Annotated in this window: 18 protein-coding genes; 9 read left to right on the forward strand and 9 right to left on the reverse strand. The window is 72.2% G+C overall.

The window, feature by feature from the left end; all coding sequences use genetic code 11:
* Window positions 1-23: 23 nt before the first annotated feature.
* Window positions 24-1292, reverse strand: coding sequence for a phosphoserine phosphatase SerB (gene serB, locus ACWERV_RS32175; RefSeq protein ID WP_398192851.1), 1269 nt, complete (start codon window positions 1290-1292; stop codon window positions 24-26).
* A gap of 262 nt (window positions 1293-1554) precedes the next feature.
* Between serB and ACWERV_RS32180 the strand changes: the two genes are divergently transcribed.
* On the forward strand, window positions 1555-4254 hold the full coding sequence (locus ACWERV_RS32180) for an FHA domain-containing protein (RefSeq protein ID WP_452939857.1): 2700 nt from the start codon (window positions 1555-1557) through the stop codon (window positions 4252-4254).
* Between the two features lie 79 nt (window positions 4255-4333).
* Here the strand turns inward: ACWERV_RS32180 and ACWERV_RS32185 are convergent, their stop codons facing one another.
* The 3 genes from ACWERV_RS32185 to ACWERV_RS32195 form a co-directional block, all read right to left on the reverse strand.
* Complete coding sequence (locus ACWERV_RS32185) at window positions 4334-5137, reverse strand: transglycosylase SLT domain-containing protein (protein ID WP_452939860.1); 804 nt, start codon at window positions 5135-5137, stop codon at window positions 4334-4336.
* Window positions 5138-5404: 267 nt separating this feature from the next.
* Complete coding sequence (locus ACWERV_RS32190; RefSeq protein ID WP_452939863.1) at window positions 5405-6415, reverse strand: S-adenosylmethionine:tRNA ribosyltransferase-isomerase; 1011 nt, start codon at window positions 6413-6415, stop codon at window positions 5405-5407.
* A 143-nt stretch (window positions 6416-6558) separates the two neighbouring features.
* Window positions 6559-7269: an SDR family NAD(P)-dependent oxidoreductase gene (locus ACWERV_RS32195; protein ID WP_452939866.1), complete on the reverse strand. Its 711-nt coding sequence runs from the start codon at window positions 7267-7269 to the stop codon at window positions 6559-6561.
* A gap of 250 nt (window positions 7270-7519) precedes the next feature.
* Here ACWERV_RS32195 and ACWERV_RS32200 point away from each other — a divergent pair, with 250 nt between their 5' ends.
* A complete protein-coding gene (locus ACWERV_RS32200) occupies window positions 7520-8671 on the forward strand; it encodes a GAF domain-containing sensor histidine kinase (RefSeq protein WP_398192856.1) in 1152 nt (383 codons plus the stop codon).
* Complete coding sequence (locus tag ACWERV_RS32205) at window positions 8664-9317, forward strand: response regulator (RefSeq protein ID WP_398192857.1); 654 nt, start codon at window positions 8664-8666, stop codon at window positions 9315-9317. The genes ACWERV_RS32200 and ACWERV_RS32205 overlap by 8 nt, the downstream gene beginning before the upstream one ends.
* A 49-nt stretch (window positions 9318-9366) precedes the next feature.
* On the opposite strand, the gene ACWERV_RS32210 is transcribed toward ACWERV_RS32205, so the two are convergent.
* Window positions 9367-10158, reverse strand: a complete 792-nt coding sequence (locus ACWERV_RS32210; RefSeq protein WP_452939870.1) for a hypothetical protein — start codon at window positions 10156-10158, stop codon at window positions 9367-9369.
* A 125-nt stretch (window positions 10159-10283) separates the two neighbouring features.
* Between ACWERV_RS32210 and ACWERV_RS32215 the strand changes: the two genes are divergently transcribed.
* The 4 genes from ACWERV_RS32215 to ACWERV_RS32230 all read left to right on the forward strand — a co-directional run bounded on the left by ACWERV_RS32215 (window position 10284) and on the right by ACWERV_RS32230 (window position 13639).
* Window positions 10284-11075 carry an ABC transporter ATP-binding protein gene (locus tag ACWERV_RS32215; protein WP_452939872.1) on the forward strand — a complete coding sequence of 264 codons (792 nt, stop codon included), beginning with the start codon at window positions 10284-10286 and terminating at the stop codon, window positions 11073-11075.
* 136 nt (window positions 11076-11211) lie between these two features.
* The gene (locus ACWERV_RS32220; RefSeq protein WP_398192860.1) at window positions 11212-11634 is read left to right on the forward strand and encodes an NfeD family protein; all 423 of its coding nucleotides are present in this window, start codon (window positions 11212-11214) and stop codon (window positions 11632-11634) included.
* Between the two features lie 144 nt (window positions 11635-11778).
* Window positions 11779-12738: an SPFH domain-containing protein gene (locus ACWERV_RS32225; RefSeq protein WP_452939876.1), complete on the forward strand. Its 960-nt coding sequence runs from the start codon at window positions 11779-11781 to the stop codon at window positions 12736-12738.
* Window positions 12739-12871: 133 nt separating this feature from the next.
* On the forward strand, window positions 12872-13639 hold the full coding sequence (locus ACWERV_RS32230) for a sulfite exporter TauE/SafE family protein (RefSeq protein ID WP_398192862.1): 768 nt from the start codon (window positions 12872-12874) through the stop codon (window positions 13637-13639).
* A gap of 84 nt (window positions 13640-13723) precedes the next feature.
* On the opposite strand, the gene ACWERV_RS32235 is transcribed toward ACWERV_RS32230, so the two are convergent.
* The 3 genes from ACWERV_RS32235 to ACWERV_RS32245 all read right to left on the reverse strand — a co-directional run bounded on the left by ACWERV_RS32235 (window position 13724) and on the right by ACWERV_RS32245 (window position 16112).
* Window positions 13724-14227: an HNH endonuclease gene (locus tag ACWERV_RS32235; protein WP_452939879.1), complete on the reverse strand. Its 504-nt coding sequence runs from the start codon at window positions 14225-14227 to the stop codon at window positions 13724-13726.
* Between the two features lie 493 nt (window positions 14228-14720).
* Complete coding sequence (locus ACWERV_RS32240) at window positions 14721-15257, reverse strand: YbhB/YbcL family Raf kinase inhibitor-like protein (protein ID WP_398192864.1); 537 nt, start codon at window positions 15255-15257, stop codon at window positions 14721-14723.
* Window positions 15258-15320: 63 nt separating this feature from the next.
* The gene (locus ACWERV_RS32245) at window positions 15321-16112 is read right to left on the reverse strand and encodes a sporulation protein (protein WP_452939883.1); all 792 of its coding nucleotides are present in this window, start codon (window positions 16110-16112) and stop codon (window positions 15321-15323) included.
* 111 nt (window positions 16113-16223) lie between these two features.
* Between ACWERV_RS32245 and ACWERV_RS32250 the strand changes: the two genes are divergently transcribed.
* Together ACWERV_RS32250 and tyrS are read left to right on the forward strand one after the other, a co-directional pair.
* On the forward strand, window positions 16224-16859 hold the full coding sequence (locus ACWERV_RS32250; protein WP_452939886.1) for a DNA-3-methyladenine glycosylase: 636 nt from the start codon (window positions 16224-16226) through the stop codon (window positions 16857-16859).
* A 63-nt stretch (window positions 16860-16922) separates the two neighbouring features.
* Complete coding sequence (gene tyrS / locus ACWERV_RS32255) at window positions 16923-18185, forward strand: tyrosine--tRNA ligase (protein ID WP_452939888.1); 1263 nt, start codon at window positions 16923-16925, stop codon at window positions 18183-18185.
* A 181-nt stretch (window positions 18186-18366) separates the two neighbouring features.
* Here the strand turns inward: tyrS and ACWERV_RS32260 are convergent.
* A partial coding sequence (locus ACWERV_RS32260; protein WP_398344704.1) for a hypothetical protein occupies window positions 18367-18568 on the reverse strand: 202 nt, incomplete at its 5' end.

Genomic DNA, 18568 nt, shown 5'->3' on the forward strand with positions numbered 1-18568 from the left:
GTCACCCGGGCCTGCGGCGCGGATCAGTCGGTGGGCACACCGTCCACCGCGTCGGCCGCCTCGATCTCCTCGCGGGTGATGCCCAGCAGGAAGAGCACCGTGTCCAGGAAGGGCACGTTGACGGAGGTGTCGGCGGCCTCGCGGACGACCGGCTTGGCGTTGAAGGCCACGCCGAGCCCGGCCGCGTTGAGCATGTCCAGGTCATTGGCGCCGTCACCGATCGCGACCGTCTGGCTCAGCGGCACCCCGGCCTGCTCGGCGAAGCTGCGCAGCAGCCGCGCCTTGCCCGCGCGGTCGACGATCGGGCCGGTCACCCGCCCGGTGAGCCGGCCGTCGGCCACCTCCAGGGTGTTCGCGGCGGCGAAGTCCAGCCCGAGCCGCTCCCGCAGGTCGTCGGTGACCTGCGTGAAGCCGCCGGAGACCACCCCGACCTGGTAGCCGAGCCGCTTGAGGGTACGGATGAGGGTCCGCGCGCCCGGCGTCAGCCGCACCTCGGACCGCACCTTGTCCACCACCGACACGTCCAGCCCCGCCAGCAGCGCGACCCGGGCGTGCAGCGACTGCTCGAAGTCCAGCTCACCGCGCATCGCGGCGGCGGTGACCTCGGCGACCTGCGCCTCGCACCCGGCGTGCGCGGCGAACAGCTCGATGACCTCGTCCTGGATCACGGTCGAGTCGACGTCCATGACGACCAGCCGCTGCGCCCGGCGCTGCAGCCCGGCCGGCACCACCGCGACGTCCACCCCGCGGGCGGCGCCCGCGACGGCGAGCGCGGAGCGCAGCGCGACCGGCTCGGCGCCGGAGACGGCGAATTCGACGGCGGTCACCGGATATTTGCCCAGCCGGAAGATCCGGTCGATGTTCCCGCCCGCGCCGGTGATCACGGCTGTTATGGCCGCTGCGGTTTCCGCGGTCAGCGGCCGCCCGAGCACCGTGACGTGCGAACGCCCCTCGCGGCGCGGCCGGTTGTCGCCGATACCCGAAATGATCTCGGCCTGCATGCCGAGGCTCTCCGCCCAGCTGTGCACGGTGGCGCGCAGGTCGCCCTCGCTGCCCGTGCCGGGCGCGGGGGTGGTCACCAGCGCGCACAGCATCATCCGGCCGCGGGTCACCACCTGCTCGATGTCCACCACGTCCACGCCGTAGGCGGCGAGCGTGTCGAAGAGGCCCGCGGTCGTGCCGGGGCGGTCCTTGCCGAAGATCTTGACCAGCAGGGTCGGCACGTCGTCCGCGGGAACGGGGGCGGCGGGCGTGACCGGAGCGGCGGAGGCGGTCTGCGAGGCGTCGTCCATGGTCTTTACACCGTATCCGCACCGCGCGCCCCTCTCACCATCCGTCCCGCGTGCCGGACACTGTGCGGGGGGACCGCCGCGGGAACGAAACGAATCCCGCGCCACCGCGCATCGCACGGAACGCCGCCGCATGTCCGGATTCGGTTGCAGGAACGGCTCCGGGAGGGCGCTTTCTGTTACGAGACCGGGGCCTGCGATAGTTCCTCCCGATGTCCGCTATCCCTAGACTCCTCTGCACGGGGGACAACTCGGGGGACGAACAATGGGGTTTGGGGTGCCAGAACTCGTACTGGAATTGAACGGCAGGACCTGGACGCTGGATGCCTCCCGGTCCTACAGCCTCGGGCGTGACCCGCAGAGCGATCTCGTCTGTGACGACCCGCGGGTCTCGTGGCGGCACGCCACGATCCGCCGCGCGGAGCGCGGCTGGGTGATCGAGGACCAGGGGAGCACCAACGGCACCTTCGTGCACGGCCAGCGGGTCCAGACCACGGACCTCGCGCCCGGCACCACGATCAACCTGGGCAACGCCACCGAAGGCCCGCGGCTGAGCTTCACCGCCGCGCAGGCGGCGCAGGCCGCACCGGCCCAGCAGCAGGCGGCGCACCAGCAGGCGCACCAGCAGGCGCCCGCCCAGCAACAGCAGCCCGCCTACCAGGCGCCGCAGCCGCACCAGCAGGCGTACCAGCAGCACGCCGCGGCCCAGCCGCAGGCCTTCCAGCAGGCGGCGCCGCAGTACGCGCCGCCGCCGCAGGTCCAGCAGGTGCCGCAGCAGCAGGCCGCGCCGGCCTACCCGCAGTACCAGCAGGCGCAGGCCGCCGCCGCGGCCCCGGCCCAGCAGGGCGCCGCGGGATACCAGCAGGCCGGCGGCGGGTGGCCGCAGCAGCCGCCGGCCCCGCAGGGCGTACCGCAGCAGTCGCCGCAGGGGGCGGGTCCCGGCTACGGCGACCGCAGCCCGACGACCTTCCACCAGCTGGCCCTGGGCCGGGTCATGCGCATCGGCCGCGCGCTGGAGAACGAGCTGGTCGTCTCCGACCTGCAGGTCTCCCGCTACCACGCGGAATTCCGGGCGCACCCCGACGGCCGCTACGAGATCGTCGACCTCGGCAGCCACAACGGCACGTACGTCAACGGCCAGCCGATACAGCGGCATCTGCTCGGCCCGAACGACATCGTCGGCGTCGGCCACTCCACCTTCCGGCTGGTCGGTGACCGGCTGGAGGAGTTCGTCGACACCGGCGCGGTGTCCTTCTCGGCCCGCCGGCTGTCGGTCACCGTGCCGCACGGCAAGACGACCAAGACGATCCTGAAGGACGTCTCGTTCGGGGTGCCGGAGAAGTCGCTGATCGGCGTCATCGGCCCGTCCGGCTCCGGCAAGTCGACGCTGCTGCGCGCGCTGACCGGTTACCGCCCCGCCGACCAGGGCGAGGTGCTGTACGACAACCGCAACCTGTACAAGCAGTTCGCCGAGCTGCGGCAGCGCATCGGCCTGGTCCCGCAGGACGACATCCTGCACAAGGAACTCCAGGTCAAGACCGCCCTGCGGTACGCCGCCAAGCTCCGCTTCCCGGGCGACACCGCGCCGGCCGAGCGCGAGGCGCGGATCGACGAGGTGCTGCGCGAGCTCAAGCTCGACATCCACGCCGACAAGCGCATCACGTCGCTGTCCGGCGGCCAGCGCAAGCGCGTGTCCGTCGCGCTGGAGCTGCTGACCAAGCCGTCGCTGATCTTCCTGGACGAGCCCACCTCGGGCCTCGACCCGGGCATGGACCGCGACGTCATGAAGCTGCTGCGGGGCCTGGCCGACGACGGCCGCACGGTCCTGGTGGTCACCCACTCGGTGGCCGAGCTGGCGCTGTGCGACAAGCTGCTGGTCATGGCGCCGGGCGGCGCGGTGGCGTACTTCGGCCCGCCGGACGAGGCGCTCAACTTCTTCGGCTACGACAACTGGGCCGACGTCTTCTCCGCGTTCGAGACCTACCGCGACTACGACTGGATGGGCCGCTGGCGCGGCTCGCAGCATTACCAGACGTACGCGGCCGACCTGGACTCCGCCGCGCCGCAGGCCGCGCACTACATACCGAGTCAGGCCGCCCGGCCGCCCAAGCCGCAGGGCTGGGGCTCGCAGCTGATGACCCTGGTCCGCCGCTACCTGTCGGTCATCGCCTCCGACCGCGGCTTCATCGGCCTGATGCTGATCCTGCCCACGGTGCTGGGCATCGTCAGCCTGCTGATCCCGGCGAAGGCCGGCCTCGGCTACGGCCCCGTGCGGGTCAACGGCCAGAACCGGGACGCGGGCACGATCCTGATGATCGTCGCGGTCGGCGCGTGCTTCGCGGGCGCCGCCAACTCGGTCCGCGAGCTGATCAAGGAACGCGTCATCTACGAGCGCGAACGCGCGGTCGGCCTGTCGCGCTCGGCGTACCTGATGTCCAAGGTCATCGTGCTCGGCCTGATCACCGCGCTGCAGGGCGCGATCATCTGCGGCATCGGCTTCGCCCCGCGCGACAAGATGCCCGCCGAGGGCGTGATCCTGCACGGCCACCCGGCGATCGAGATGACCCTGGTCGTCATGGCGTTCGGCTTCACCTCGATGATGGTCGGCCTGATCATCTCCGCGCTGGTGAAGACGGCCGAGAAGACGATGCCGCTGCTGGTGATGTACGCGATCGTGCAGATCGTCTTCACCGGGGTGCTGTTCCAGATCTACGGCAAGCCCGGCATGGAGCAGGTGGCCTGGCTGATGCCGGCCCGCTGGGCGGTGGCGGGCGCGGGTACCACCGCGGACCTCAACACGCTGCTGCCGTGGGACCAGACGCACAAGACGGTCGACACGCTGTGGAAGCACAGCGCGGGCACCTGGACCCTGGACGTCGTGGTGCTGCTGGCGATGGCGGCGCTGTGCGGCTTCGCCGTGGCCCGGCTGCTGCGCCGCCACGAGCCCGAGGTGATGCGCAAGTAACCGGGAATTCCCGGCAGACGAAAGGGCGGTGGGACTCCTCGGAGTCGCACCGCCCTTCGCTTATTTCCGTCGACGCGGCTCAGTAGGCCGAGTTGACGTTGTCCATTCCGCCGTAGACGTGCCAGGCGTAGTTGCACGCGGCGGCGATGTTCGCGACCGGGTTGTAGACGTTCCACGACGTACCGGAGACGTGGTACGCGTTGAAGGTCGGGTCGATGGTCTGGAGCAGGCCCTTGGAGGGAATGCCCTTCGCCGCGTTGGAGTCCCACAGGTTGATGGCGTTGGGATTGCCGGAGGACTCGCGGATGATGTTGCGGTAGATGCCGTTGTAGGTCGGCACCGGGATGTTGTGCGCGGCCAGCACGGCGCGGGCCTCGCGGATCCAGCCGTCGAGGTTGTCGGGGTAGACGACCTGGGCGACCGGGACCGCGGCCGCGACCTTCTTCGGCGCGGCCTTGACGACCGGCTTCGGGGTGACGGCCTTCTTCGGCGCGGGCTTCACCGCGGCGCGCTGCTTGGAGCGGTTCGCGGCGGCCTTGGCCTTGTCGCGGGCAGCGGCGTCGGCCGCGGCCTTCTTCTTCGCCGCCGCGTCGGCGGCGGCCTTCTGCTGGGCGGCGAGGGCGTCGGCGGCCTTCTTCTTGGCCGCGGCGTCCTCCTGGATCGCCTTCTGCGAGGCGAGCCCCGCCTGCGCGTCGAGGTCCTTGACCTGCTGGCCGTTCTCGACCGAGAAGCCGGTCGCCTCGCCCTTGGCCTCAGCGGTCCCGCCGGTCACCTGGAGACCGGTGACGGCCAGGACAACAGCAGCCGCGGCGGCGGCACCGGCCGCCGTGATCTTGTGCTTCTTGGACAGTCGGCCGATCTTCGGGATCGTGGGGAGCTGCATGGAATGACCTCTTCCGGTTGCGGACCTGAGAATTCTTAAGGGCTCGCAAAACGGGGGTCAATGAAGGCGGCTACGATTCGCATTCGTAGGTGGCGCATGAAGTGGGGGTGTCCCGGCGGGAAAATCCCGTGGGGCTGGCGGGCTGTTATTCCACTAGGGTCCTTAGTATGTGATCTGGCTCCTGTAGGTCACCTCACACGGCCGCACCCCCGGGGTCGCTCGGGGTGACCGCGGGGGTGCTTTATGTGATCCTTATTGGGGTGCTCTTTACGGCAGCAGCAGGTTCACGTCGCCGAACTCGTGCCACAGGTAACGCTCCTGGAGCGCGGCGGCGTAGACCCGCTCCAGCAGCGCGTCCCCGGACACCGCCCGCAGCATCAGCAGATGCGAGGCCTCCGGCTCGTGCAGCCCGGTCAGCAGCCCGTCCACCGCGCGCACCCCGCGCTCCGGGGTGATCACCAGCTCCGTCCAGCCCCGGGCCGCGCGCACCGTGCCGCGCCCGTCCGCCGCCGACTCCAGCGCGCGCACCGCCGTCGTCCCCACCGCGACGACCCGCCCGCCGGCCGCTCGCGCCGCGTTGACCTGCCACGCGGTGGCCTCCGGTACGGCGTACGGCTCCGCGTAGGGCGGCTCGTGCGCCTCGGCGGAGGCCACCCCGGTGTGCAGCACGACCGGCGCGATCTGCACCCCGCGGCTGACCAGCTCGGTCACCAGCGACGTGGTGAAGGGCCGGGCCGCGCTCGGCATCTCCGCCGAGGCCCTGCCGTCCGCGGAGGGGCGGGCGAAGACCGTCTGGTAGGCGGAGAGCGGCTGGTCGCGCTCGGTGTAGCTGTAGCGGATGGGCCGCCCGTGCCGGTGCAGCCGCGGCACCGGGTCCGCCGAGGGCGAGGCCACCCACAGCCGGTCGGCGCCCGCCACCAGCGGGCGGTCCAGCACCAGCTCGGCGCCGCCGCGCAGCCTCAGCGCCGCGCCCGCGGGGCCGCCCGCCCGGCGCAGCGTCGAGCCGTGCCCGTCGGGGGTGCGGACCTCCACGACCCAGCGCCCGTCGTCCCGCCGGGTGGAGAAGTGCACCACGACCGGCTCGCCCGCCAGCTCCGCGTCGATCGCGGCCGGCAGCGTCCTGGAGGTGTTGACCACCAGCACGTCCCCGGCCCGCAGCAGCCCCGGCAGGTCACGGAAGGAGTGGTGCCCGACCGCCCCGGTGGAGCGCTCCCCGGCCAGCAGCCGCACGGCGTCCCGGCGGGACGGCGGGGCCGTCGCGAGCGACTCGGGCGGCACCCGGAAGTCCCGGAGGATCTCCGGAGCGGTGGATATGTCCGAATAACCACCTTTTCGGGAGGTGCGAAGTGATTCTTTTCCGACCGTTTTTGCCCTGTTTGTCGCAGGGTCTGTGCCGCGCTCACGGCTCGCCGTCGTCGCCATCACGCACCCCGCAGTCCCGGGGCGCTGTAGCGCCCGCTCCGCGCGCCCCGCTCCAGCAGCCGCAGCAGCACCGGCGCGACCTCCTCCGGCAGCGGCCGCGCGTCGAAGTCCGGGTCGTCCGGCACCGCCGCCGCGTACAGCTCCGTCCGCAGGTCGCCCGGGTCCACCGCCCACACCCGCACGGACGGCTCCTCCACCGCCAGCACCGCCGAGAGCTGGTCCAGCGCGGCCTTGCTCGCCCCGTAGCCGCCCCAGTCCCCGTACGCCTCCACCGCCGCGTCCGAGCTGACGTTGAGCACCGCGCCCGAGACCGCCCGCAGCGCCGGGAGCGCCGCCTGTATCAGGGCGAGCGGCGCGGTCACATTGACCTCCAGCGCCTGTCGCAGCCCCGCGAGCGGCAGCTCCGCCAGCGGCACCAGCGGCTCGGCGCCCAGCGCGCTGGCGTTGTTGACCAGCAGATCGACCCCGCCCAGCTCGTCCGCCGCGGCCAGCAGCGCGGCCCGGTGCTCCGGGTCGGTCACGTCCCCCGGCACCGCCCGCACCGCTCCTCCCGCGCCCTCCTTCCCGTCGCGTTCCAGCTGCCCGGCCGCCGCCCGCAGCGCCGCCGCGTCCCGCCCGTCCAGCACCAGGGACCAGCCGCGCCCCGCCAGCTCCGCGGCCAGTGCCCGCCCGAGCCCTCTCGACGCCCCCGTGATGATCGCCACCGGCATGGTTCCGCCCTCGCTTCGTGTCCGACGCCGTCCGCCGCGTCCACCGGGAGCGCTGTCGCCCCCCGCCGCCGCGGCCGCCGGTCCGGCCTGCCGCCGGACCCGCGCCCTCACCGTAGGAACGCCCGGCCGGGGGGCGCGTCGGGCGCCCGCCGTACGCCGCGGGGTCACAAGGGCGTAGGTCGAAAGTGCCGAGCGCCCCTCCGCCCGCCGTCGCATCCGGCCCATGACCTGCCGCCGGTACGGTGGAGGCATGTCGGACAGGCACCCCAGGGGCGGGATAGAGGCGGTCAGCGCGGCCGTGCTGGCGATGAACCGCCGGCTGGAGGTGCGCGAGGTCCTGCAGACCATCGTCGGCTCCGCCCGCGAGCTGCTGAGCGCCGAGTACGCCGCGCTCGGCGTGCCCGACGACCACGGCGGCTTCGCCCAGTTCGTGGTCTCCGGGGTGAGCGACGAGCAGTGGAAGGCCATCGGCCCGCTGCCCCGCCAGCACGGCATCCTCGCCGCGATGCTGCACGAGGCCACCCCGCAGCGGCTCGACGACGTCCGCGACTTCCCCAGCTTCGAGGGCTGGCCCCGCCGCCACCCGGTGATGCGGGACTTCATCGGCATGCCCGTCATGGACGGCGAGGAGATCCTCGGCGCCCTCTTCCTGGCCAACAAGGTGTGCGAGAGGCGCCCCGGCGAGCGGCACCACTTCACCCAGGAGGACGAGGACCTGCTGCGGATCCTCGCCGACCACGCCGCCATCGCCCTCACCAACGCCCGGCTCTACGAGCGCAGCCGCGAGCTGACCCTCGTGGGGGAACGGGCCAGGATCGCCCACGAGCTGCACGACGCGGTGTCCCAGAAGCTCTTCTCGCTGCGCCTCACCGCCCAGGCCGCGACCTCGCTCATCGGCCGCGACCCGGAACGCGCCAGGGAGCAGCTGCGCGAGGTCGCGCAGCTCGCCGCCGAGGCCGCCGACGAGCTGCGCGCCGTGGTCGTCGAGCTGCGCCCGGCCGCGCTGGACGACGACGGGCTGGTGGCGACGCTGCGCACCCAGGCCGACGTCCTCAACCGGGTGCACTCCGCCAAGGTCACCTTCGAGTGCCGCGCGGTCCGCGCACTGCCCGCCTCGCAGGAGGAGGTCGTGCTGCGCGTCGCCCAGGAGGCCATGCACAACGCGCTGCGGCACGCGGGCGCGAGCGAGGTGGCCGTCCGGCTCGAAGGCCGCGGCAAGGGCGCGCTGCTGAGCGTCCGCGACGACGGATGCGGCTTCGACCCCGGCTCCGTCCGCAGCGCCGGACGGCACTTCGGACTGGTGTCCATGCGGGACCGCGCGGGCGCCGTCGGAGGCAGCCTGAGCGTGCAGTCGGCGCCCGGGAAGGGCACCGTCATCGAACTGGAGGTGCCCGGTGGCTGACAGTGTGATCCGCGTCCTGCTGGTCGACGATCACCAGGTCGTCCGCCGCGGCCTGCGCACCTTCCTGGAGGTCCAGGGCGACATCGAGGTCGTGGGCGAGGCCGCCGACGGCCAGGAGGGCGTCGACCGCGCCTGCGAGCTGCGCCCCGACGTGATCCTGATGGACGTCAAGATGCCCGGCACCGACGGCATCGAGGCGCTGCGGCTGCTGCGCGACGCGGGCAGCACCGCGCGGGTGCTCATCGTCACGAGCTTCACCGAGCAGCGCACCGTGGTGCCCGCGCTGCGCGCCGGGGCCTCGGGCTACGTCTACAAGGACGTCGACCCGGTCGCGCTCGCCGACGCCATCCGCTCGGTGCACGCCGGGCACGTCCTGCTCCAGCCCGAGGTGGCCGGCGCGCTGCTCTCCCAGGACCAGAACGGCGGCCCCGGCTCCGGCCAGGGCCGCGGCGGCACGCTGACCGAGCGGGAGAACGAGGTGCTGGCCCACATCGCCGACGGCCGCTCCAACCGCGAGATCGCCCGCGCCCTGGTGCTGTCGGAGAAGACGGTCAAGACGCACGTGTCCAACATCCTGATGAAGCTGGACCTCGCCGACCGCACCCAGGCCGCCCTGTGGGCGGTACGCAACGGCGTCGGGAGCTGACCGGCCGGGGCGGGGGCGGTGACGAACGGCCCCGCCCGGCCCGGGGGCGTCACGGGCGGCGCCGCTCCGCCTCCTCCACGTACGCGTTGTACGCCGCCACCTGCGCGCGCCGGGCGGTGCGCTCCACCGGGCGCAGCAGCTCCGCGCGCGCCGCGATCTGCGAGGCGCTCACCGCCGCGCCGTGCCCGCCGCCCGCGATCTCCACCAGCGCGCCGACCCGCTGCGCCAGCTCCAGCACCCGCACCGCCCGCGGCGGATACCCCGGCGCCAGCACCTCCCGGCCGCGATCGGCCCGCGCCCGGTAGGCCTCCAGCGCCGCGTGCGCGGTCGGCCCCCCGGTGCCCGCCACGTCCAGCGCCGTGAGCGCCGCCGTCGCGTCCCGCAGCGCCTCGGCCAGCTCCCGCTCGGCCTCGCCCAGCGACGGTACGTCGGCCGGCGGCGCGTCCCGTACCGGCAGGCACCGCCACTCCACCTCGACGTGCACGTCGCCCGCCGGGCCGGCCTCGTACACCCGCGGGACCAGGCCCAGCGGCACCGCGCCCGCGGTCAGCACCGCCTCGCCCGCGTCCAGCGCCAGGTCGTTGAACTCCGGCGGGCCGCTCAGCCCCAGCGGGTGCCCGGACACCGGCAGCGCGAGCCGCAGCCCGGTCACGCCCAGCGCCCGCAGCCGGCCGAGGCCCAGCGTCAGACCCACCGGGCCGTTCTCCCCGGGCAGGTCCGCCATACGGTGCACCGCGTCGTCCGCCACGATCCGCTGCGCGACGTCATCGGGGGCGGCAAGTCCGGCAAGCAGGGCATTTCCCCATGCGGTCAGCCGCCCTGAACGAGGTTCATCAAGCATGCCCCCAGCCTATGGACTGGACCGGTCGTGCGGTGGCGTAAGTTTTCTCCCAAGGGGTCACCTCCGCGGACGTGCCGGACCGGCACCACCGGAATCACGAGACTGCAATGGGAGACAACGCGCTCATGAGCGATGTGCTGGAGCTGGTGGACGTATCCGTGGTCCGCGACGGACGCGCTCTGGTGGACGACGTCTCGTGGTCGGTCGCCGAGGGCGAGCGCTGGGTCATCCTCGGGCCCAACGGCGCGGGCAAGACCACGCTGCTCAACGTCGCGTCCAGCTACCTCTTCCCGACCCACGGCACCGTCTCGATCCTCGGCGAGAAGCTCGGCAACGTCGACGTCTTCGAACTGCGCCCGCGCATCGGCATGGCCGGCGCCGCGATGGCCGAGAAGATGCCGCGCCGGCAGACCGTCCTGGAGACCGTGCTCACCGCCGCCTACGGCATGACCGCGACCTGGAACGAGGGCTACGAGAAGGTCGACGAGGACCGCGCCCGCGCCTTCCTCGACCGGCTCGGCATGAGCGACTTCCTGGACCGGAAGTTCGGCACCCTCTCCGAGGGCGAGCGCAAGCGCACCCTCATCGCCCGCGCGATGATGTCCGACCCCGAGCTGCTGCTGCTCGACGAGCCCGCCGCGGGCCTCGACCTGGGCGGCCGCGAGGACCTGGTACGCCGCCTGGGCCGGCTCGCCCGCGACCCCATCGCGCCCGCCATGATCATGGTCACGCACCACGTCGAGGAGATCGCCCCCGGCTTCACCCACGTCCTGATGATCCGGCAGGGCAAGGTCGTCGCCGCCGGCCCCATCGAGACCGAGCTGACCTCCCGCAACCTCTCCGTGTGCTTCGGCCTCCCGCTCGTCGTCGAACGCCGCGGCGACCGCTTCACCGCCGCCGGGCTGCCGCTGTCCTGACCCGCCCGGTCACCCGCCCCGGCCGCCGGTCCGACCCGCCGCGCGCGCCGGGCGCACGCACCCGGCGCACGTCCCGCACCCGCCTTTCACCGACGCGTACTGCCCCAACCCCTGGGCAGGGCCCTACGATTGACCTGTGGACGCATGGGTGTGGTGGCTGATAGCCGCAGTGGGACTCGGCATCCCGCTGGTGATCACGGCAATGCCGGAATTCGCCATGTTCGCGGTCGGCGCGCTCGGCGGCGCCGCCGCGGCGGGAATGGACGGCGGGATCGTCGCCCAGGTCATCACCTTCGTGGTGATCTCGGTGGCCCTCCTGGTCTTCGTCCGCCCGCTGGCCTACCGCAACCGGCAGAACGCCGGCCAGCGCAGCGGCATCGACGCGCTCAGGGGACGGCAGGCCGTCGTCCTGGAACGGGTCGACAGCGGCGCCGACGGCCGGATCAAACTCGCCGGTGAGGTCTGGTCGGCACGCGCACTGGAGGAAGGCCGGGTCTTCGACCCGGGCGAGCAGGTGGACGTCGTCGAGATCGACGGGGCGACCGCCGTCGTCATGTGACGGCACCGGCGGGGCAACCGCCGTCCACGGGCCGGGAATTCGCCGAACCGGCCCGCGGCGGGCGGCCGCTCTGTCAAGATCGATCATGTCGGAGTTACTGGAGTCACACCGTATTTCCGCCGGCAACCGGTGCGGGGAGTGGACATGCAGCCCATCATCATCGTCCTGATCATCCTGGTGGTGCTCGTCTTCATCGCACTCATCAAGACGGTCCAGGTCATTCCGCAGGCCAGCGCCGCCATCGTCGAGCGCTTCGGCCGCTACACCCGCACCCTCAGCGCCGGGCTGAACATCGTGGTGCCCTTCATCGACACCATCCGCAACCGCATCGACCTGCGCGAGCAGGTCGTGCCCTTCCCGCCGCAGCCGGTGATCACCCAGGACAACCTGGTCGTCAACATCGACACGGTCATCTACTACCAGGTCACCGACGCCCGCGCCGCGACGTACGAGGTCGCCAGCTACATCCAGGCCATCGAGCAGCTGACCGTCACCACGCTGCGCAACATCATCGGCGGCATGGACCTGGAGCGCACCCTCACCTCCCGCGAGGAGATCAACGCGGCCCTGCGCGGCGTTCTCGACGAGGCGACCGGCAAGTGGGGCATCCGCGTCAACCGCGTCGAGCTCAAGGCCATCGAGCCGCCCACCTCCATCCAGGACTCGATGGAGAAGCAGATGCGCGCCGACCGCGACAAGCGCGCCGCGATCCTCACCGCCGAAGGTGTCCGCCAGTCGCAGATCCTCACCGCGGAGGGCGAGAAGCAGTCGCAGATCCTGCGCGCCGAAGGTGAGGCCAAGGCCGCCGCGCTGCGCGCCGAGGGCGAGGCGCAGGCGATCCGCACCGTCTTCGAGTCCATCCACGCGGGCGACCCGGACCAGAAGCTGCTCGCCTACCAGTACCTCCAGATGCTCCCGAAGATCGCCGAGGGCGACGCCAACAAGCTCTGGATCATCCCCAGCGAACTCAACGACGCCCTCAAGGGCCTCGGCGGGATAGTGAATCTCCCCGGCGTCCCCGGCAGCGGCAACGGCGGCAACGGCGGCCAGGGCGCCACCACCCCGGCCCCCCGCCGCGAGTCCGCACCCTTCGACAAGGACTGACGGCGGTCCGTACGGCCGGGCCGCCAGGGGACGGAAGACCCCTGACGGCGGCGCCGCGCTGTGACATGATCACAGCGCCCCCCTCGACCGGGCCCTACCGGCGGGGAGGAGGCGCACCGACCACGGAGAGCCCATGTCCCCTCTGGAAGCCCTTGCCGTCCTCGCCGCAGGGATCGGCGCCGGCACCATCAACACCATCGTCGGCTCCGGCACCCTGCTGACCTTCCCGGTCCTCGTCGCCGTCGGCCTGTCCCCGGTCACCGCCAACGTCTCCAACGCCCTCGGCCTCGTACCCGGCTCGATCACCGGCGCCATCGGCTACCGGCGCGAACTGGCCGGGCAGCGCGAGCGGCTGATCCGCCTCGGCCTGGTCGCCCTGCTCGGCGGCGCCACCGGCGCCGTCCTGCTGGTCACCCTGCCCTCCAAGGCCTTCCACGCCATCGTGCCGGTGCTCATCGCCGCCGCCCTGGTGCTGGTCGTCCTGCAACCCCGGCTCAGCCGCGCCGTCCAGGCCCGCCGCGAGCGCCAGGGCACCACCGCGCCCGCGCACGGCGGCCTGCTGCTCGCCCTCGGGATGTTCGTCGCCAGCGCCTACGGCGGCTACTTCGGCGCCGCCCAGGGCGTGATCTACCTGTCCCTCATGGGCCTCATGCTCGACGAGACCCTGCAGCGCATCAACGGCCTGAAGAACGTGCTGGCCGCCATGGTCAACGGCGTCGCCGCGCTGCTGTTCATCTTCGTCGCCCACATGGACTGGGCCGCCGTCGGCCTCGTCGCCGTCGGGGCGACCATCGGCGGCCTCATCGGCGCCCGCGTCGGCCGCCGGCTGCCGCCCGCCGCACTGCGCGGCCTGATCGTCGTCGTCGGCGTCGTGGCCATCGTCCAGCTCATCCTCAAATAGCCCCGCACCGCGCGAGGGCGGCCGGCCCCGTCGTCCCCGACCGGCCCGGCCGCCCCACCGCGATCCGCCTGCCCGTTCACCCGCTCACGCGGTACGCGCCAGCCACTCCGGCAGCGCCGCACGGTCCCGCATCCCCAGAGCCAGCAGCAGCGCGTCCGCCGGCGTCGGCTCGAACGGCTGCGCAAGCAGCCGCATCCCGGCCTGCTCCGGCGTCCGGTCGGCCTTGCGCTGGTTGTCCTCCGAGCAGGCCGCGACCGTGTTCAGCCACGTGTCCGTGCCACCGTGCGACTTCGGCACGAGGTGGTCGACCGTCGTCGCCCGCCGCCCGCAGTACGCGCACCGGTGCCGGTCACGCACCAGCACCCCGCGCCGCGACCACGGAGCACGTTGTCGGAAGGGCACCCGTACGTACCGGCACAGCCGGATCACCTGCGGCACCGGGATGTCCACCTGGGCGGCACGGAAACGCACACCCGAATGCGCCTGCTCGACGACGGCCTTGTCCTGCATCACCAGGACCACCGCGCGGTGCAGCGACACCGTCGACAGCGGCTCGAAACTCGCATTCAGCACCAGCGTCTCACGCATTTCCGCCCACCTCCCGGCTCCGCTCCGCCGCTCGGCGAAGTGGCTCCACTGTGCCCGTGCGTTTGCCGTACGGACAACGCAATTTCCCCATGGGGGACAGGAGATGACCGCGGAAGGAGGACGCGGGAAAGAGCCGCAGAACACTGCCCCCGAGGCGGCGGGACCAACTCCCGCGGAAGCGGGAGGGCGGCGCCCACGAAAACGGAGGGACGGCGCCCGCGGAAACGGGGAAGACCGCGCCCCGGACGCCGTGAGGAGGTGGATTCCCCGGCATCCGGAGCGCTCCGGCCGACGCGGACACCCGGTCCGGATGACCGGGGCCCGGCAGGCGGCGGAGGGCGCGTGGTACCGCCCAGCGCCTCACCCCGCCGCCCCCGCCGAAGCGGTGCCGGCCTGCCCGGCGTCGAGCCGTACCGTCCGGGCGCATGACCGGGGGCACCGGCGAGCCGGGCACCCACCACTGTGCGGCGCGGCGGCCGCCCGGCGCAACGGATTAACCGCCCGCCACCTCGTACTCGGCGACCAGCGCCGCCCGCGCCAGCGTGTGGAAGCGCAGGTTGAAGCCCACGACCGCGGGCGAGGCACCCGCGTCCGCGCCCAGCTTCTCCTGGTCCACCGCGTAGACGGTGAAGACGTAGCGGTGCGGACCGTCCCCGGCCGGCGGCGCCGCCCCGCCGAAGTCCCGCGTCCCGTAGTCGTTGCGCGCGTGCACCGCACCGTCCGGCAGCCCCGGGAAGTCCCCCGAGCCCGCGCCGTGCGGCAGCTCCGTCACCGACACCGGGATGTCGAACAGCACCCAGTGCCAGAAGCCGCTGCCGGTCGGCGCGTCCGGGTCGTAGCACGTCACCGCGAAGCTCTTGGTCTCCGCCGGGAAACCCTCCCACCGCAGCTGCGGCGAGACATTGCCCTCCGCGTAGACCTGCTCGTCGGGCAGCACGCCCCCGTGCGTCATCTCGTCGCTCACGACGGTGAACTCCGGGACCTGCGGGTGGAAGTCATGGGGGAGCGGTCGCCGCGCTTGCTCGGACACCTCGACACCTCTCGATTCGATCAGGCCGGTCTCGCACCGGACCTGCGGTCCGAGCGTAGAACCCTAGAACCAGTTCCGCTTCGCTCCCACCTCGGCCAGCCACTGATGGAGGTAGTCCGCCCAGTCCGTGTGCTCGAACGACTGCATGTTCATCACGAAGGAGCGGTGCGTGTCACCACCGGTGAAGGCGCCCTTCTTGTCCATCTCCAGCACCACGTCCATCTCGTTGCCGTCCGCGACGAACGTCAGCTCGACCTCCTTGAGCCCGCGGTACTGCTCCGGCACCTTGAACTCGATCTCCTGGTAGAACGGCAGCCGCTGCCGCGTCCCGTGCACGTGCCCCTTCTCCAGGTCGGCGCTGTGGAAGCGGAAGCCCAGCCGCCCGAAGGCGTCCAGCAGCGCGTCCTGCGCCGGCAGCGGATGCACGTTCACCGGGTCCAGGTCGCCCTTGTCGACCGCCCGCGCGATCTGCAGCTCCGTCGTCACCCCGACGTTCATCCCGGTCAGCTGCCGTCCCATGAACATCGTCACGGGCGTCTCCCACGGCACCTCCAGCGCGAACGACACCGTGTGCACCGCCCGCGGCTGGATCACGAACTCCCCGCCGACCTGCTGCGTGTGGAACTCGATGTTCTGGTGGTACTCGGTGTCCTCGCCCTGGGCGTTCTTCGTCTCCACCTCGACACGGGCCTGGAGCCCCACCGTCACACCCTGGATCCGCTGGTCGACCGAGCCCCCCTCGATCCGCACCTCGCCGTGGATCACCCCGCCCGGCGTCACGTCCGCCTGGTGCAGCTCGGTCTCCACCGACGCCCCGCCCGCGCCCAGACTCGCCATCATCTTCCTGAAGCCCATAACGGACACCCGTCCCCTTCGCTTTGCCGTGCCGTGCACAGATCTTGGCGAACACTACGAACGCAGCACACCCCGGGGTGGTTCCACCCCGCTCCGGTACGCTTCCGGACCGTGATCACCGCACCCGAGCGGGCCCCGCTGCACCGCGCGTTCTTCGACCGGCCGGTCCTGGAGATCGCGCCCGACCTCCTCGGCCGCGTCCTCGTCCGCACCACCGACGACGGCCCGATCGACCTGCGGCTCACCGAGGTCGAGGCCTACGACGGCCCGAACGACCCCGGCTCCCACGCCTACCGCGGCCGCACCGACCGCAACGCCGTGATGTTCGGACCGCCCGGCCACACCTACGTCTACTTCACCTACGGCATGTGGCACTGCCTGAACCTGGTCTGCGGCCCCGCGGGCAAGGCCGCCGGGATCCTGCTGCGGGGCGGCGAGATCACCGCCGGCGCCGACCTCGCCCGCCGCCACCGCCCCACCTCGCGCAAGGACAGCGACCTCGCCCAGGGCCCCGCCCGGCTCGCCACCGCCCTCTCCGTCGACCGCGCCCTCAACGGCGCCGACGCCTGCGCCCCCGGCGGCCCCTTCCGCATCCTCACCGGCACCCCGCCCGACCCGGCGGCCGTCCGCACCGGCCCGCGCACCGGCGTCGGCGGCGCCGGAGCCGCCCACCCCTGGCGCTACTGGATCGACGGCGACCCCACGGTGAGCCCTTATCGCGCGCACGCCCCGCGCAAGCGGCGGTAGCCTGCCAGGGCGCGGAGCAGCAGCTCGGCGCGCCCACCAGCAGAACCAAGGAGACACGAAGCCGTGACGGACATCGTCGACGACCTGAAGTGGCGCGGGCTCTTCTCGCTGTCCACCGACGAGGACGCCTTGCGCAAGGCACTCGCGGACGGTCCCGTCACCTTCTATTGCGGCTTCGACCCGACCGCCCCCAGCCTGCACGTCGGCCACCTCGTCCAGGTCCTCACCGTGCGCCGCCTCCAGCTCGCCGGCCACCGCCCGCTCGCCCTCGTCGGCGGCGCCACCGGCCAGATCGGCGACCCCCGCCCCACGGCCGAGCGGACCCTGAACGACCCGGAGACGGTCGCCGCCTGGGTCGCCCGGCTGCGTGGCCAGATCGAGCCCTACCTCTCCTTCGAGGGCGACAACGCCGCCGTCATGGTCAACAACCTCGACTGGACGGCCGGGCTGTCGGCGATCGAGTTCCTGCGCGACATCGGCAAGCACTTCCGGGTCAACAAGATGCTCACCAAGGACGCCGTCGCCCGCCGGCTGGAGTCCGAGCAGGGCATCAGCTACACGGAGTTCAGCTACCAGCTGCTCCAGGGCATGGACTTCCTGGAGCTGTACCGCCGCTACGGCTGCACCCTCCAGCAGGGCGGCAGCGACCAGTGGGGCAACCTGACCGCCGGCCTCGACCTCATCCACCGGCTGGAGCCGGGCGCCGACGTGCACTGTGTCGCCACCCCCCTCATGGTCAAGGCGGACGGCACCAAGTTCGGCAAGACCGAGGGCGGCGCCGTCTGGCTCGACCCCGAGATGACCACGCCCTACGCCTTCTACCAGTTCTGGCTGAACCAGGACGACCGGGACATCTCCACCTACATGCGCATGCTGAGCTTCCGCACCCGGGAGGAGCTGGAGGAGATGGAGCAGCTGACCGCCGAGCGCCCGCAGGCCCGCACGGCCCAGCGCGCCCTCGCCGAGGAGCTCACCACCCTCGTCCACGGCGCCGACCAGTGCGCGGCCGTCATCGCCGCATCAAGGGCACTTTTCGGCCAGGGCGAGCTCTCCGAACTCGACGAGCCCACCCTGGCCGCGGCCCTCAGCGAGCTGCCGCACGCCCAGGTGACGGAGCCGGCCCCGATCGCCGACCTGCTCGCCCTGACCGAACTGGTCCCGAGCAAGTCGGCCGCCCGCCGCACCATCAAGGAGGGCGGCGCCTACCTCAACAACACCAAGGTCACGGACGAGGACGCGATCCCCGGGCGGGACGACCTGATCCACGGCCGATGGCTCGTCCTGCGCCGCGGCAAGCGCAACCTGGCGGCGGTCGAGGTCCGCTGAGGCCTGCGCCGGCCCGCTCCGGGGCCGGTTCCGGCGGGCTCCGGCCGGACGTGGCCGGAAAAATACGTTTGAACGGCGGCCGAGCTTGACTCGGCCGCCACACGTACGTAACGTAGTCCGAGTCGCCAAAACGGCCTGGAGATCTGGTTCACACCAACTCCGACCGTCGAGCGGCCACCCACTACCTACGCCCGACCCCTTCAGCGGGGCGGTTTTCGGTGCGCCGAAAATCGAAATGCTGAGCGGGAAACGGCCGATTATGAATCGGCTGGGGAATCCGGTAAGCTGGGAACACAACGAAGGGAAAGCCCGGAGGGGCCGGTGAAACGGTCTCGAAGGAAGCTTCCGTTCCTTGAGAACTCAACAGCGTGCCAAAAGTCAAC

It is taken from the genome of Streptomyces sp. NPDC004031 (assembly GCF_053604375.1).